At 71.2% G+C, this 13,988-nt stretch carries 12 protein-coding genes; 6 read left to right on the top strand and 6 right to left on the bottom strand.

What is annotated here, in order from left to right:
• Window positions 1-6: 6 nt before the first annotated feature.
• From QU602_RS01380 to QU602_RS01400, 5 genes are all read left to right on the top strand, one after another.
• Complete coding sequence (locus QU602_RS01380) at window positions 7-129, top strand: hypothetical protein (RefSeq protein WP_308798344.1); 123 nt, start codon at window positions 7-9, stop codon at window positions 127-129.
• A 371-nt stretch (window positions 130-500) separates the two neighbouring features.
• Complete coding sequence (locus QU602_RS01385; protein ID WP_308798345.1) at window positions 501-689, top strand: hypothetical protein; 189 nt, start codon at window positions 501-503, stop codon at window positions 687-689.
• Between the two features lie 71 nt (window positions 690-760).
• Complete coding sequence (locus tag QU602_RS01390; protein ID WP_308798346.1) at window positions 761-3,721, top strand: helix-turn-helix transcriptional regulator; 2,961 nt, start codon at window positions 761-763, stop codon at window positions 3,719-3,721.
• A gap of 38 nt (window positions 3,722-3,759) precedes the next feature.
• Complete coding sequence (locus QU602_RS01395) at window positions 3,760-4,212, top strand: glutathione peroxidase (RefSeq protein ID WP_308800245.1); 453 nt, start codon at window positions 3,760-3,762, stop codon at window positions 4,210-4,212.
• Window positions 4,209-4,877 carry a TetR/AcrR family transcriptional regulator gene (locus tag QU602_RS01400; RefSeq protein ID WP_308798347.1) on the top strand — a complete coding sequence of 223 codons (669 nt, stop codon included), beginning with the start codon at window positions 4,209-4,211 and terminating at the stop codon, window positions 4,875-4,877. Before QU602_RS01395 ends, QU602_RS01400 begins: the two co-directional genes overlap by 4 nt.
• Before the next feature lie 250 nt (window positions 4,878-5,127).
• Here QU602_RS01400 and QU602_RS01405 read toward each other — a convergent pair whose 3' ends face one another.
• A complete protein-coding gene (locus QU602_RS01405) occupies window positions 5,128-6,525 on the bottom strand; it encodes a choice-of-anchor A family protein (protein ID WP_308798349.1) in 1,398 nt (465 codons plus the stop codon).
• A gap of 140 nt (window positions 6,526-6,665) precedes the next feature.
• Window positions 6,666-9,542: an immune inhibitor A domain-containing protein gene (locus QU602_RS01410; protein ID WP_308798350.1), complete on the bottom strand. Its 2,877-nt coding sequence runs from the start codon at window positions 9,540-9,542 to the stop codon at window positions 6,666-6,668.
• Window positions 9,543-9,753: 211 nt separating this feature from the next.
• Here QU602_RS01410 and QU602_RS01415 point away from each other — a divergent pair, with 211 nt between their 5' ends.
• Window positions 9,754-10,167, top strand: a complete 414-nt coding sequence (locus tag QU602_RS01415) for a hypothetical protein (protein WP_308798351.1) — start codon at window positions 9,754-9,756, stop codon at window positions 10,165-10,167.
• A gap of 34 nt (window positions 10,168-10,201) precedes the next feature.
• Here the strand turns inward: QU602_RS01415 and QU602_RS01420 are convergent, their stop codons facing one another.
• The 4 genes from QU602_RS01420 to QU602_RS01435 all read right to left on the bottom strand — a co-directional run bounded on the left by QU602_RS01420 (window position 10,202) and on the right by QU602_RS01435 (window position 13,916).
• The gene (locus tag QU602_RS01420; protein ID WP_308798352.1) at window positions 10,202-10,891 is read right to left on the bottom strand and encodes an HAD hydrolase-like protein; all 690 of its coding nucleotides are present in this window, start codon (window positions 10,889-10,891) and stop codon (window positions 10,202-10,204) included.
• Window positions 10,892-10,983: 92 nt separating this feature from the next.
• Window positions 10,984-11,679, bottom strand: coding sequence for an endonuclease NucS (gene nucS, locus QU602_RS01425; protein ID WP_308798353.1), 696 nt, complete (start codon window positions 11,677-11,679; stop codon window positions 10,984-10,986).
• Window positions 11,680-11,869: 190 nt separating this feature from the next.
• Window positions 11,870-12,322, bottom strand: a complete 453-nt coding sequence (locus QU602_RS01430; protein ID WP_308798355.1) for a hypothetical protein — start codon at window positions 12,320-12,322, stop codon at window positions 11,870-11,872.
• A 250-nt stretch (window positions 12,323-12,572) separates the two neighbouring features.
• Window positions 12,573-13,916, bottom strand: a complete 1,344-nt coding sequence (locus tag QU602_RS01435) for an MFS transporter (protein ID WP_308798356.1) — start codon at window positions 13,914-13,916, stop codon at window positions 12,573-12,575.
• Window positions 13,917-13,988 lie beyond the last annotated feature (72 nt).

The raw sequence follows: 13,988 nt of genomic DNA on the forward strand, positions 1-13,988 counted from the left end.
ACTGCCATGTTCACCACGCTGTTCCTGTTCGGCGCCGTCGCGCTCTGCGGGGTCGGGGCCACCGTCTTCCAGCTCCCTCGAGACGGCCATCGGCGCGTGCCGACCAGGCGGTACCGCACCCTGCCCTGAGGCCGGCTGCGGGTAGACCCCTGCGGGGTGGGAGGCCGCCGATTCGGTGCTCGCGCTGACGACGGTCGCCCGGCGGTCCAGCAGGCTCTGTTCTCGGAAAGACTCTGTGCTCGGAGTTCTGTGCGCAGAAAGGTTCTGTGCTCAGAAAGGAGGTGTGACATGTTCACGATCATGTTCGTGCTCGGCGCGCTCGCCGTGGCGGCGGTCGCCGCCACGCTGGTGCAGCTTCGCCGCGACGGCTACCGGCCGCTGCCCACCCGCTTCGCCTGAGTCGTCGACCGACCCTTCGCCCGGGGAAATAGGGCGATCGCCCGATGGGGAGCAGGTGCCTTAGCGAGGACGCTGGAGGCATCGAACCCCAGGAGGGCACCATGCAGCACTCGGCAGAACTCCTCGTCATGCACCTCCACGACGCCGACCTCCGGCACGCCGAACAGGAGCTGGAGCGCCGTCGTCAGGCGGGCGAGCGGGCTGCCGCCGACGGTGACTCGCCCGAGGCATCCGTCACGCGTCGTCGTCATCGTCCGGCGGCGCGCACCCCACGCCTCGCGCTCCGGTGACCGGCGCCGCGGGCGAGGCCCGGGCGGTCGCGGGCCGCGCCGATGTCGGTGGCCCGTGGCACCATGAGCAGGTGACGACGTCGGTGTCGAGCCCCGAGATGGTGGGCCGGCAGGCCGACCTGGCCTGGCTCGAAGGATTGCTGGTGGCGGCGCGCGAGGGCGCGCCGCGTACCGCTGTGCTCGGCGGTGAGGCCGGTATCGGCAAGACGCGCCTGCTGCAGGAGTTCACGCGCGGGCTGGGCGGCGACGTCCGCGTGCTCGCGGGCCAGTCGGTCGACCTCGGCGAGGTCGCCGCACCGTACGCTCCCGTGAAGGCGGCGCTGCGGGCCCTCGTCGCCGAGGTGGGCGCCGAGGCCGTGCTGGCCGCGGTCGGGCCCGGCCGTTCGGCGATCACGGCGTTACTGCCTGAGGTGGCGACGGGCGAACCGGGCCGAGACGCCCCGGTGCCGGGCGGCGCTGCCGCCACCGGCCAATTGCATGAGGCGATCGCCGTGCTGCTCGAGACGCTCTCGCGCGAGCGGCCGATCGTGTTCGTCGTCGAGGATCTGCACTGGATCGATGCGGCCTCGCTCGCCCTGCTGCGCTTCCTCATGCGGGCGCTCACCGCCAGCCGCGTCCTGATCGTGCTCACCTATCGCACCGAAGACGTCGGCCGCGGGCACCCGGTGCGGGCGTTCCTCACCGAGGCCGAGCGCGACCGGGGCGTCGACCGCCGAGAGATCACGCGACTGAGCCGGGCGCAGGTCCGCAAGCTCGCCCGACTGCTCACGGGCGAGGCGACCGACGGCACGACCCCGGCCGAGGCGATGATCGAGAACCTGTTCCTGCGCAGTGAAGGCGTGCCGTTCTTCGTTGAAGAGCTCATCGGCATCGACGGCTGCCGCGACGAGTCCGGCCTGCCCGACACGCTTCGTGACCTCCTGCTCGTGCGGTACGAGCGGTTGAGCGAGACCGCGCAAGAGCTGCTCCGCCTGATCTCCACCGGTGGCGTCCGCGTCTCGCACACCCTGCTGTCCGCCGTGTACGTCGGTTCGCCCGCCGAGCTCGATGCGGCCGCGCGCGAGGCGGTCGTGGCGGGCGTGCTCACGATCGACGGCGACGACTACGCGTTCCGCCACGCCCTCGTGCGCGAGGCGATCCTCGCCGACCTGCTGCCGGGTGAGCGCGCGCGGTTCCACGCCAGGTACGCCGAGGCCTACGAGCTGGCCTCCGCGACCGGCACACGACGGCTGGCGGCCGAGATCTCGTTCCACTGGCTCGGGGCGCACGATGCGGTGCGGGCGTTCCCGGCGACGATCCAGGCCATGCGCGAGGCGCGGGCCGCAGCGGCCTACGCCTCGGCCGCGCAGCTCGGCGAGCGGGCCATCTCGCTATGGGAGGTGGTCCCCGACGCCGAACGGGTCGCCGGAATGGGCAAGATCGAGCTCATGGGGCGTACCGCCTCGCACCTGCGCAATGCCGGCGAGAGCGAACGGTCGCTCGCCCTCGTGCGCGCGGCGCTCGCAGAGTGCCCCGACGACGACGCCCAGGTGCCGCGCCTGCTCCGGGACCAGGCGCTGGTGCTCTCGAGCCTCGGTCGGCCGGGCTCGGCCGAATTGCTGCGGGAAGCCCTCGAACGGCTCGAAGGACTCGACGATCCCGTCTCCCGCGAGTTCCGCGCCACGGTGCTGATCGCTCTCGCGGGTCGGCTCATGATCGCGGGCGACTTCGGTGCCGCGGTGGGTGTCGCCGAGGAGGCGCTCGCGCTCGCGACCGAGGTCGACGCACCGCGGGCCGTCTCCGTCGCGAAGAACATCCTGTCGGTGAGCCGCGCCGAGCGTGGCGAGGTCGCCGAGGGGCTCGAGGGGCTGGAAGCCGCGCGCGAGCTCGCGCGCGGCGATGGGTCGGCGCTGCTGCGGTACTGGACGAACGCGAGCGACCTCCACTACCTCGTCGGCGCCCTGCACCAGGCCGTGCGCACGGCCGAAGAGGGGCTCGCCCGTGCTCGCGAGCAGGGCCTCGAACGTAGTTCGGGTGTCATCCTGGCATCCAACGCGGTCGATCCGCTCTTCGCGCTCGGCGACTGGGCGCGAGCGGACTCGCTGATCGAACGGGCGCTCGGCCTCGACCCGCCGACGTCGTTCACGGTGTATCTCATTCGTGCCCGCATCTGGTCGCTCGTCTGGCGCGGCGAGCTCGACGAGGCATCCGAGCTGTACCGCGCGTCCCGACCCGAGATGTCGCAGGTGATGTCGCTCGAGATGCAGGCTCGTCTCGCGGTCGGCCGGGTCGCGACGGAGCTCGCGCTCGAGACCGGCGACGTCGCAGGCGCGTGGCGCGAGGTCGCGCAGCTCATCGATGAGCCACTGCTGCCGCATCCCGGGTACGCCCTTCCCTATCTCTGGGCGGCGGCGCGCGTGCTCGCCGAAGCGCGTCGCGTCCCCGATTCGGTGCCCGAGCTCGCCGGAGATGGCGGGCGTGAGGCCGAGGCGGCGCTCCGCGATCTGCTCGTGCGGGTCTCGTTCTGGCCCACCGCATCGGTGTGGGCCGCGTTCTTCGAGGCCGAACTGGTCGATCCCGCCGACCCAGACGCGCGGCGCCAGGCCTGGAACGCGGCACGTGAGGCGGCCTCCGCGCCCGAGACGCCGGTGTTCCTCGAGCCGTACGCACTGCTGCGCCTCGGCGAGGCCGAGCTCGCCGCGGGTGACCGCACCGCCGCGCGCGACGGGTTGCAGGCCGCATTCGAGCTCGCCGATGCGCGCGGCGTGGGTCTCGTGCGTACGCGTGTGGCCGAGATCTCTGCGGCGGCCGGCCTCGCCGTCGGCGACGGCGGCGGGCCGCGGCGGCCGACCGGATCCGATGCGGCGGTCGAACTCACCGCCCGCGAACGTCAGGTGCTCGAGCTGATCGCCGAAGGCCTCAGCAACAAGCAGATCGGCGAGCGGCTGTTCATCAGTGGCAAGACCGCGAGCGTGCACGTGTCGGCGATCCTGCGCAAGCTCGGGGCCGCGACCCGCACCGAAGCCGCCGTCCGGGCGGGTGCGGTACGGTGAGCGGCGTGACGAGCCTCGACGACATCCCCTTCACCACCATGGACGGCGGCACCTCCTCGCTCGGCGCATATGCCGGGCGTGCGCTGCTGATCGTGAACGTCGCCTCCCGCTGTGGCCTCGCGCCGCAGTACGCCAAGCTCGAAGAGCTGCAGAAGACGTACGCCGACCGGGGCCTCACGGTGCTCGGCTTCCCGAGCAACCAGTTCCTTCAGGAGCTCTCGACGAACGACGCCATCAAAGAGTACTGCTCCACGACGTGGGGCATCAGCTTCCCGATCGTCGACCGCGTGCGGGTCAACGGCAAGCACGAGCACCCGCTGTACACCGAACTGAAGAAGGCGCCCGACGCCGAGGGCAAGGCCGGCCGGGTCACGTGGAATTTCGAGAAGTTCCTCGTCGCCCCCGACCGCAGCGTGAGCCGGTTCCGGCCGCGCGTCGAGCCCGACGACCCCGCCGTCATCGCGGCGATCGAGGCGGCGCTGCCGGCATGAGGCCGGGCCCCCGCCGGAGTATCAAGCAGTCCGACATCGTCGCCGCCGCGTTCGAGATCCTCGAGCAGAGCGGCTTCGCCGCCGTCTCGATCCGCGGCGTCGCGGCCGCCCTCAACCTCACGCCGACGGCCATGTACACGTACTTCCCGAGCAAGCAGGAGCTGCTCAGCGCCATGGTCGAGGAGCTGTTCGCGGGCGTGCTCACCGAGCCCGGCACCGGCGAGCGCCGCCGGGCCGAGCCGAGGGCGGCGGCCGGATCGGGTGACGCGGATGCGTCGACCGAGAACCTGCTCGCCGCTGCGATCGAGCTGCGGGACCGGCTGCGAGCGCATCCGGGCGCGGTCTCGCTCGTGACGGTGAGCGGTGTCGCGGGCGTCGGCACGATCGCGCTCATCGAGCGTCTCGGTCAGGGATTCGCCGCGGTCGGACTTCCCGCCGACGACGCGGCGCGCGCCGCGCATGCGTTCCTCGCCCACACGATCGGGCAGGTCGCGCTCGAGCAGGCGTGGGGCGAGGCATCCGACGACGTCACGGAGACGACCCTCTGGAACGACGAGCCGACCCGGCCCATCGCCGACGCCGGCGAACGCCTCGGCCTGCGCGCCGGCGACGACGAGGAGTTCCGCATCTCTGCCGGTCGTCTCCTCGCCGCCTGGCTCCGCTGACCGCGCGCGATGAGTGCCCCGGCGCCGCGACGAGCTGCCCCGCTCGCGCCGAGCCGCCCCGTTTCGCGTGCCGAGCGGTCGCAGATGGTGGGTCCGTTCGCTCGCACCCACCATGGGCGACCGCTCGTGGTGAAGGGGGCAGCCACGGTCGGCGTGTCGATCGATCGAGCCCAACCGAGCGGTCGCAGATGGTGAGTTCCGAGCGCTCGCACCCACCATCGGCGACCGCTCGACGGGAGATCGCGGAGGGTCAGCGACCGACGCGGCGCACCGACGGGCGGCGGTAGCCGATGACGAGGGCGGCGGCGCCCGTGAGCGCGAGCAGGGCGGCCCAGACGATGCCGGTCGGGTCCCAGCCCGTCGCGGGGAGTCCGCCGCCGGCGGGCGTCGCGGGGGTGGTGGTCGTCGGGACGGGCGCCGGAGTCGTGGGTGGCGCGGTCGTGGGCGGGACCGTGGTCGGAGGGGCCGAGGTCGTGGGCGTCGCGGTCGTCGTCGTGGGGGCGGGGCCCGGCCGTTCGATGCACGAGAGCTCGGCGTCGAACGGGTATCCGTGCACCTCGCGCGGGGTGCCGACGGGACCTGAGGCCGGCATGCCGTGGATGAACTCGGCCGCGATCACATTGCCCTCGATGTTCTGCGTCACCTGCCAGTTCAGCACCGCGTTCGGGGCGTACAACGTGCCCTCGATCGAGTCTCCGCCCGTGACGGTGACCGCGGTCGCATCGGGGAAGTTCCACAGGATGAAGGGCGCGTTCGCGTTCGAGACCCCCGCGAGATTGGGCGTCGTGCCGAGGAACGTCTCGCCGGTCACGTTCACGAGCAGCGGGGTGTCGGGCGACGGTCCGCCATCGGGGAAGGAGATCTCACCGAGGCGGGCCAGGTCGTCCGCGGCGATCTCGAAGACGTTGGTCTGCCCCGGCACCAGGCGCAGCGCGCCCGAACCGCCCGCGGGGTACGGCGGCGTGATCGCCGCACCGGTGGTGTCGGTCAGATCGATGGTCGGCGTGCACAGACTCAGTTGCGCGGTCGTGTCGCGGTACAGGCCGAACGCGCCCGCGATGTCGAGCAGCTCGGTCGGCACCGGCTCGGCGATCGATTCCGGGGTCTGCGTGATCGTGCCCTCGATGCGGGGCTGGCTCTCGTACGTGGCATCCGGTTCGAACACATGCCACGCGACCGTCGCGCCGTTCTGATCGACGGTCGCTGCGGCGTATGTGGTCGTGTCCGCGATCTTCGCGAATCCGTTGTTGAGCACGCGCAGGATGAGACCGTCATCGTCCGGCCAGGTCACCCCGCCACCGACGTACAGGTAGACGGGCGACGTGTCGGGGGCCACCGTGATCGTCGCGGGCGGCACCGCGCCCGCCGCGATGTTGTATGCGCTGGTGAAGGCCAGATCGCCGCCGAGCGCGATCGTGCCCTCGGCCTCGTCGGCGTTCAGCTGCACGTCGCCCTCGACGAACACGAGGAACCCGCTGTTCGCCGGATGTCCGTTCAGGACCTGTGCGACCGGATTGATCGGCCCGATCGGATCGCCGGGCGCCGCGAGCGCCTGCGCCGAGAGCACCGCCCCCGCCGCGGTGAACGCGAGCATCGCGATGCCCGTCGCCGTCGTCTTCCGGATGATGTCGCCCCGATTCGCCACCATGCGGCTCAGCCTCCCAGAACGCGGTGAACTTGCCAAGGGTGCGCGCGCTGCGCACCGCGCACCGCGCATCGCGCGGCGCGCACCACACGACGAGGCGCCGACCCGACCGGGCCGGCGCCTCGCCGTGCCATCCGCTCAGGTCACTCTGCGCGCGGCGGGGTGATCCTGATCTGCGCCGTGGTGTTCTTGCGGTCGGCCTTCTTGACCTCGACGACGGTGCCGTAGCCCACGCCCGCGTCGGCCGGGTTGCCCGTGCCGAGGGTCGTGAAGCCGAGGTCCGTGCCGTACAGGTCGGTGGCCGGGCTGCCGTCGGCGTTCACGATGCGCGTCGAGTACGGCGCATTGCCGAGCGACGGAACCACGACCGAGCCGTCGACGTACCGGTAGAACAGGTCGCTGCCTGTGGCCTCGAGCAGGTCGGGCCGGTACTCGAAGCCCGGCACCCAGCCCCGGTCGTCGGTGAACGTGCGCACCGGTTTCTGCGACTTCACCTTCGTGCAGAACTCGGTGTACGCGTCGTCGACGTAGCACTCGCGGAAGTCGTACGTCTTCTGCAGGCCGAAGGCCGCGTCGGACGACTGCGCCCGCGAGGGCAGGTTCTTCAGGGCCGACGGATCGTTCGCCGCGGCGTCGCCCGTTCGACGTAGTGGGTCGAAGTGGCTGTCGACGATGAGCAGGCCGCCCTTGGCGCCGGCACTCGGCAGGGCCGTCAGGTTGCCCCGGACCATGTTCGAGTCGCCGTACGTCGTGTCGCGGTACCAGACCAGCGCACCCGGCGCGTTGTAGGCGATCTTGTCGACCTTCCACGCCGTGTCGCTGTAGACCGTGTCGTAGGCGTACTTCAGCCCCTCGTCGAAGCCGTCGAAGTTCCGCCACTCGACCAGGTAGTACTGCGCCTTCGTCGACGTGCCGGTGTCGATGCGCCACCCGGGTCCGGTCGTGTTCGCCCACGAGGCGACCTCGTTGACCCACCCGTTGTCACCGTTCTCGACGTCGTCGCTCCACACCACGGCGCCGTCGGCGCCGATGAGCTCGAAGTCGTCGGCGAACCATCCGCGCTCCTGGAACGCCGCATCGGTCGCGAGCCGCAGTCGCACACCGACCGTCTGACCCGCGTACGCGGAGAGGTCGACGTACTGGTGCGCCCAGCCCTCGGTCGAGCCCGTCAGGCCGTGCGTGCGCTCGAACCAGCCGCGCAGGTTGCCGTTCGGGTCGGGGTAGTCCTCGGGTGTGGTCGCGGTCGAGCCGTCTTCGTTGTAGACGGGCACGTCGGTCCACGTCGTACCACCGTCGGTGGTCACCTCGACGAAGCCGAAGTCCCAGTCCTGCTCGATGACGTAGTCGTTCCACATCCAGAACTTCGCGCCCTCGGGCACGGCGTCGAGCGTGCGGCTCAGCCGGATGTCGCCGTAGTCCTGATCGGAGCCGGTGTACCACATGTTCTCGCCGCTGTGCGGCTCGGCGAGCGTGATCACCTTGTCGGGCAGGTTCACGATCACGCCGTCCTCGGTGTTCTTCAGCGGCCGCGAGTTCTGGCTCACGGTCACGTCGAGCGGCGCGTCGCCGGGGTTCACCTCGAGCGGGTCGGCCCAGCCGAGCACCCACTTGTCCCAGAGGCCCATGTGGGTCGGCATCGACTGGAAGATCGGCCCGGCGTGCGAACCCGAGCTCATGAGATCCCAGAAGTCGATGTCGGAGTTGCCCGCGCCCGACGTGTCGTACAGGTCGGGCAGTCCGAGGTCGTGGCCGTACTCGTGCGCGAACACGCCGACGCCCGAGTCCTCGGGCTGCACGATGTAGTTCGAGAGCTTGAGATTCGTGCCGGGGATCTCCGCGCCGCCCGGCACTGCCGAGGAGTGCGCCCAGATCGCGTAGGTGGTCTCCGCCCCGCCGCCGCCGGACTTGTCCTCGCCGGCGTGCACGAGCACGACGTGGTCGATCACGCCGTCGGGCTCGAAGTAGTCGCCGTCGCCGTCACGGTCGCCCTGGTCCTCGATGTCGTAGTCGGCCCACGGGAAGTCGGGCTGCGCCGCCGCGAGCGCGGCGACCGCATCGATCGGCAGCTGACCCGGCCCGAGCGGGTTGTCGGGGTGACCCTGCATGTCCTGCATGGGGCCGGCCTCGTAGACGCCCTCATCGTTGAGGTGGCACGTCGTCGCGCCGTAGTACGCCTCGGAGTGCGGCACCATGATCCACGGCGTCGCCTCGCCGGTCACCGTGTAGGCGCCCTGCGACATCTCCTCGTACATGTTCTTCATCGTGTAGCCCGAGATGTCGATGCCGCGGCGGCCGTCGGGGCCGCGCAGGTCGGGTCGCACGCGCTCGGTGATGCCCTCCTCGGTGAAGAGCATCGTGTTGAAGTGCTCGGAGGAGAAGTCCTCGACCCACATCGAGTTGTTGTCGGGCCGTTCGGCCTCGGCGGGGTTCGGGATCTGGTTGTGCAGCGGCCCGTTCTGCACCGACCCGGGCATGCAGGTCGTCGCCCCGAACTCGGTCGGCACCTGCTCGCCCGTGAAGTCGTCGTTCGCCTCGGGGTTGAACTCGACGAGGATCGTCAGGAGCTTCGCCTCCTGCGTCTCTTCGGCCTGCTTGTACTCGGGTTTCTTGTGCCCGTGTCCGTGCCCGTGTCCGTGCCCGCGGCCTCGCTCGCGCTTGAGTTCCTTCGGGCTCTTGCCGGTCTCGATCGACTGAGACTCGAGCTCGGCGAGCCCCTTCGCGGCGAGCGGGTTGCCCTCCGCGTATTTCTGGTTGACCGCCTCGGCGGTCTCGAGCGCGGTGGCCTGGCGCGCGCTGCGCTGCGCCGCCTCGGTGCCGACCGCGACGTCGTCGACGAAGGCTTCTTGGGCCCGCGGCTCGACGTAGTTGATGTAGTACTCGTCGTCCGAGATCACGGGCGCCGACGCTGGCGCCGCGTTCGCTGCGGTGACACTGAAGGTCGTGAGACCTGTGGCCGCGAGCGCGATGATCGGGATCGACGCCAGCACGCGCCTGCGGGCGCGAGTGGGGTGTCCTGACATGGTTCTCCCTCCGAATCCGCCGGGTGGGCGGACATAGGAGGCATCCTGCTCCCTACCCCCCGTTTGGGGGAATACCCAGCTGGGAATTTCCTCGTCGAAACGATGGATATGTGCGGGCGTCGCAACGATCGTGCGTCAGAGGGTGCGGCGAACGGATGTCTCGGGCGTGCGTCCGGCTACGCTGACCCCGACCGTTCGAAAGGAACCCTCGATGCCGAGAACACGCCGCACCGGAGCATCCGTCGCCGTCTTGATCGCCGCGGGCGCGTTCGCCCTGGCCGGATGCGCGAGCTCGTCGGGAACGCACGAGACCCACCCGGCGACCGCGAGCGCCGAGGTGGTGGCTCCGGTCATCGTCGACCTCAACGACGTCGACGGCACGACCGTCGAGGTGAAGGTGGGGAACGTCATCGACCTCACGGGCGATGACGAGACCTACGCCGACTGGGGTGCGGAGATCGAGGACGAGAGCATCGTGTCGTTCACGCCCGGCCGTGACGACGGCAGCGCGCAGTTCAACCCGGGGCTCAACGCACTCGCCGTCGGCGAGACCGAGGTCGCGCTCGACAACACGTCGACCGACCAGACCGTGACGTTCACGGTCAAGGTCGTCGACAACGACTGACGGGTGGCGCGCACCCGGGTGGGCCCGGCCGCGTTCAGCCGAGCAGGAGGCTTCGCAGCTGGTCGGCTGAGTGCACGACCGCGTACGTGTCGCCCGCCTCGGCGGGGGAGCCGTACCCCCACTCGACCATGATCGTCGGCACGCCGTTCGCGAGCGCGCCCAGCGTGTCGTAGCCGCGGTCGCCGACCATGACGGCGTCGGCGGTGTCGATGCCCTGTGCACCGAGTCGCGCGAGCGCCTCGCGGACGACGTCGGCCTTCGTGCTGCGCTCTTCGTCTTCGCTGGCGCCCGCGATCACCGTGAAGTACTTCGCGAGGTCGTTGTGCTCGAGCACGGCGCGGGCCATCGACTCGGGCTTGCTCGTCGCGAGGGCGACCGGCATGCCCGCCGCGTGCAAGCGCTCGAGCACGCCGGCGACCCCCGGGAACACCGGCGAGTTCAGCAGGTGCAGGTCGTAGTGGTCGCGGTAGACGTTGAGGGCCTCCCACGCGTCGGCGTCGGTGAAGCCGGCCGTCATGCGCAGGCTGTCGAGCAGGGGCGGGCCGACATACGAGCGCAGCGTCTCGGCGTCGGGCACGGGAACGCCCATCGACGAAAAGGTGTGGGCGAGGGAACGGGTGATCTCCGCCTCGGAGTCGACGATCGTGCCATCCAGGTCGAACAGCACGGCCGACCACGTGCGCGGGGGCGCAGCCACGGGGCGGGTGGGGAGGGTCGAGGTCACCACGACATACTAGGGCGGCTGGATCTGAGCCTTCCTCGCCGGTTCACAGCTTGTGGTCAGACGCGTGGTCAGACGCGTGGTCGGCTGCGTGGTCAGAAGAGCCGGGCGTGGCCGCTGTCGATGCCGCGCATCGCGTCGTAGTCGAGCACCACGCAGCGGATGCCGCGGTCCTCCGCGAGCGTGCGCGCCTGTGGCTTGATCTCCTGCGCCGCGAACACGCCGGCGACCGGCGCGAGCCGGGGGTCGCGGTTCATGAGCTCGAGGTACCGCGTGAGCTGCTCGACGCCGTCGATGTCGCCGCGCCGCTTGAGTTCGACGGCCACGCTCGCGCCGGCGTGATCGGTCGCGAGGATGTCCACCGGGCCGATCGCGGTCATGTACTCGCGGCGCACGAGCCGGTAGCCCTCGCCCAGCAGCTCGATCTGCTCGGCGAGCAGCTGCTGCAGGTGCGCCTCGACGCCGTCTTTCACGAGCCCCGGGTCGATGCCGAGGTCGTGGGCGGAATCGTGCAGCACATCGTAGATCGACACGACGAGCCGGTCGGCGGTCTTCTTGTGCGTGACGGTCCAGATCTCGGAGATGCCGGCCTCCGCCTGCTCGTCGTCGGGCTCCGTGATCGCGAGGGTGCACGGCGGGCTCATCCAGTTGAGCGGCTTGTAGCTGCCGCCGTCGGAGTGTACGAGCAGGCTGCCGTCGCCCTTCACCATGAGCAGGCGGGTCGCGAGCGGCAGATGCGCGGAGAGGCGGCCGGCGTAGTCGACGGAACAGCGGGCGATGACGAGACGCACCCGGAGAGTCTACGTGCTCGCCCGTGGTGCGGACCCGGCAGCGACCATCGGCCGCGCGCCAGTTCTGCGCCGTCGCGCCATCACTGCTGGCGCGACGATGCAGAAGTGGCGCGGACGCGGGCGGGTGGGCGGCTGCGCGCGGTCGGCCGGGCGGGTGGGCGGCTGCGCGCGGACGCGGGCGGGTGGGCGGCTACGCGCCGTCGGCCGGGCGGGCCTCGTGGTGCCGCAGACCCCGAGTGCGCTCGCGTTCCTTCATCTCGGCCTCGAAGAGGTGCCGACGGCCGCCGACGAGCTCGTCGCGCGCCGCGCGGTCGGCGTCCTTGAGCGCCGAGTAGTAGCCGTCGTCGTACTCCTCGACGATCTGGAACGTCCAGCGACCCTCGAGCACGTTCCGGCCGACGATCTCGCGGTCGATACGGTCGGCGATCTGGGCATGGCCGGCCTTCCGGAGGAGGTCGACGGCCTCGCCGATCGCGAGGTCGGCGGTGCCCGTGAGGCGGTGGAAGCGGTACAGCGAGCCGCGCGCGTCCTCGATCACCTCGAGCGCCTCGGACAGCTTGCCGAGCGCTTCGACGGTCGCATCGTCGACTCCGTCGGGCCGGGTGTGTTCGGGCAGCGGGCGGTCGGGCTCGGTTGCGCTCATGCCCGCATTCTGGGGCGAATCGGATGCCTCCCGCCACCCCTGGCACGCGCGGGCGGCCCGTGCCGTCCCCGGGTTGGGGCGTCGGCCGTTCGCCCCGCTGTCGCGCATATGGCTGCTCGCCGTGGTCGTACGCCGCGTTCCGTGCGCCCTCGGGGGATGGAATCGCGCGAATCGACCGCTGGCAGGGCCGGGTCGGGCGAGATGCGCGACAGTGGAACGGCGAGGTGAGGGCGGCTGCCGACGGCGGGCTTCAGGCGCCGCGGCGCGAGCGCTCGCGCGCGGCGGGCGCGAGCACGCCCGCGAGGACGAACAGGCCCATGAGTACGAGCAGCGCGTTCAGCAGCCCGAACTGCTCGCCGAGGAATCCGAGCAGGGGCGGGCCGGCGAGGAACGCGCAGTACCCGATGATCGCGACGGCCGAGACGCGTGCCGCCGACTTGGACGGGTGGTCGGCCGCGGCCGACATGCCGACCGGGAAGCCGAGCGAGCACCCGGCGGCCCAGAGCGCGGTGCCCACCACGAGCATCCATGGTTCGGTGCCGAAGATGAAGAGTGCCAGGCCGACCACCCCGGTCGCCGACAGCACGCGCAGCACCGCGACCCGCCCGAACCGGTCGAGCACGGGCCCGCCGAGCACCCGGGCCACGGTCATCGAGACCGTGAACACGCCGAAGACGAGTGCGCCGACCGTCGGGTCGAACCCGTGTCCGTCCACGACCGCGAGTGCGATCCAGTCGTTCGCACTGCCCTCGGCGAACGACATGCTCAGCATGATCACGCCGATCAGCAGCAGGCCGCCGTCGCGCCAGACCGAGAGGCTTTCCCGCAGCCGCTCGCGCCACGGCGCCTTCGGCGCCCGCGCACCCGCCTTGCCCGAGGCATCCGACCCGCCCGAGGCATCCGACCCGGCCGAGGCACCCGACCCGGCCGAGGCATCCGACCCGGCCGAGGCATCCGACCCGGCCGAGGCATCCGCCTCGCCCGAGACATCCGACGCCGACGAGTCCCGCGGCACGAATCGCACCGCGACGACCGCCGCGATCACGATGAGCGCCGCGATGCCGCCGAGGTGCCAGAGCACCGAGAGGCCGACCGCTGATGCGCCGGCTGCGATCAGGGCGCCCGCGACGGTGCCGAAGCTGAAGAACGCGTGCATGAGCGGCATGAGCGTCCTGCCGATCCGGCGTTCGGCCATGGCGCCGTCGACGTTCATGACGACGTCGACCGCGCCGTTGCCGAAGCCGAACAGCACGAGCCCGGTGACGAGGAGCGGCACCGACGGTGTCACCGAGCCCCCCATGCCGACCGCGACCAGCCCGACCGCGACGATCGAGAGCGCGACGACCTCGCTCCGGCGTGTGCCGAGCCGGGCGAGGATGAGCGGTGCGGCGACGAGCCCTGCGATCGAGCCGGCGGAGGCGCCGAGGATCACGAGCCCGACGCCCTGGGTCGTGAGCTCTGTGGCGTCGCGGATCGCGGGGATCCGGGCGACCCAGCTCGCGAGGCTGAGCCCGCTGAGGAAGAACACCGCGAACACCGCGTTGCGCCAGGCGCGCAGGCCGTGCGGCGCGATGGCGGTGTGGGTGCGGGTCACGGCGTCCACGCTATCGGCGGATGTCTCGTGCGCCATGGCGGGGCCTCCATCGGTCGTGTGCGAAGCAGCAGT

It is taken from the genome of Agromyces protaetiae, assembly GCF_030866785.1.
Taxonomy (GTDB): Bacteria; Actinomycetota; Actinomycetes; order Actinomycetales; family Microbacteriaceae; genus Agromyces; species Agromyces silvae.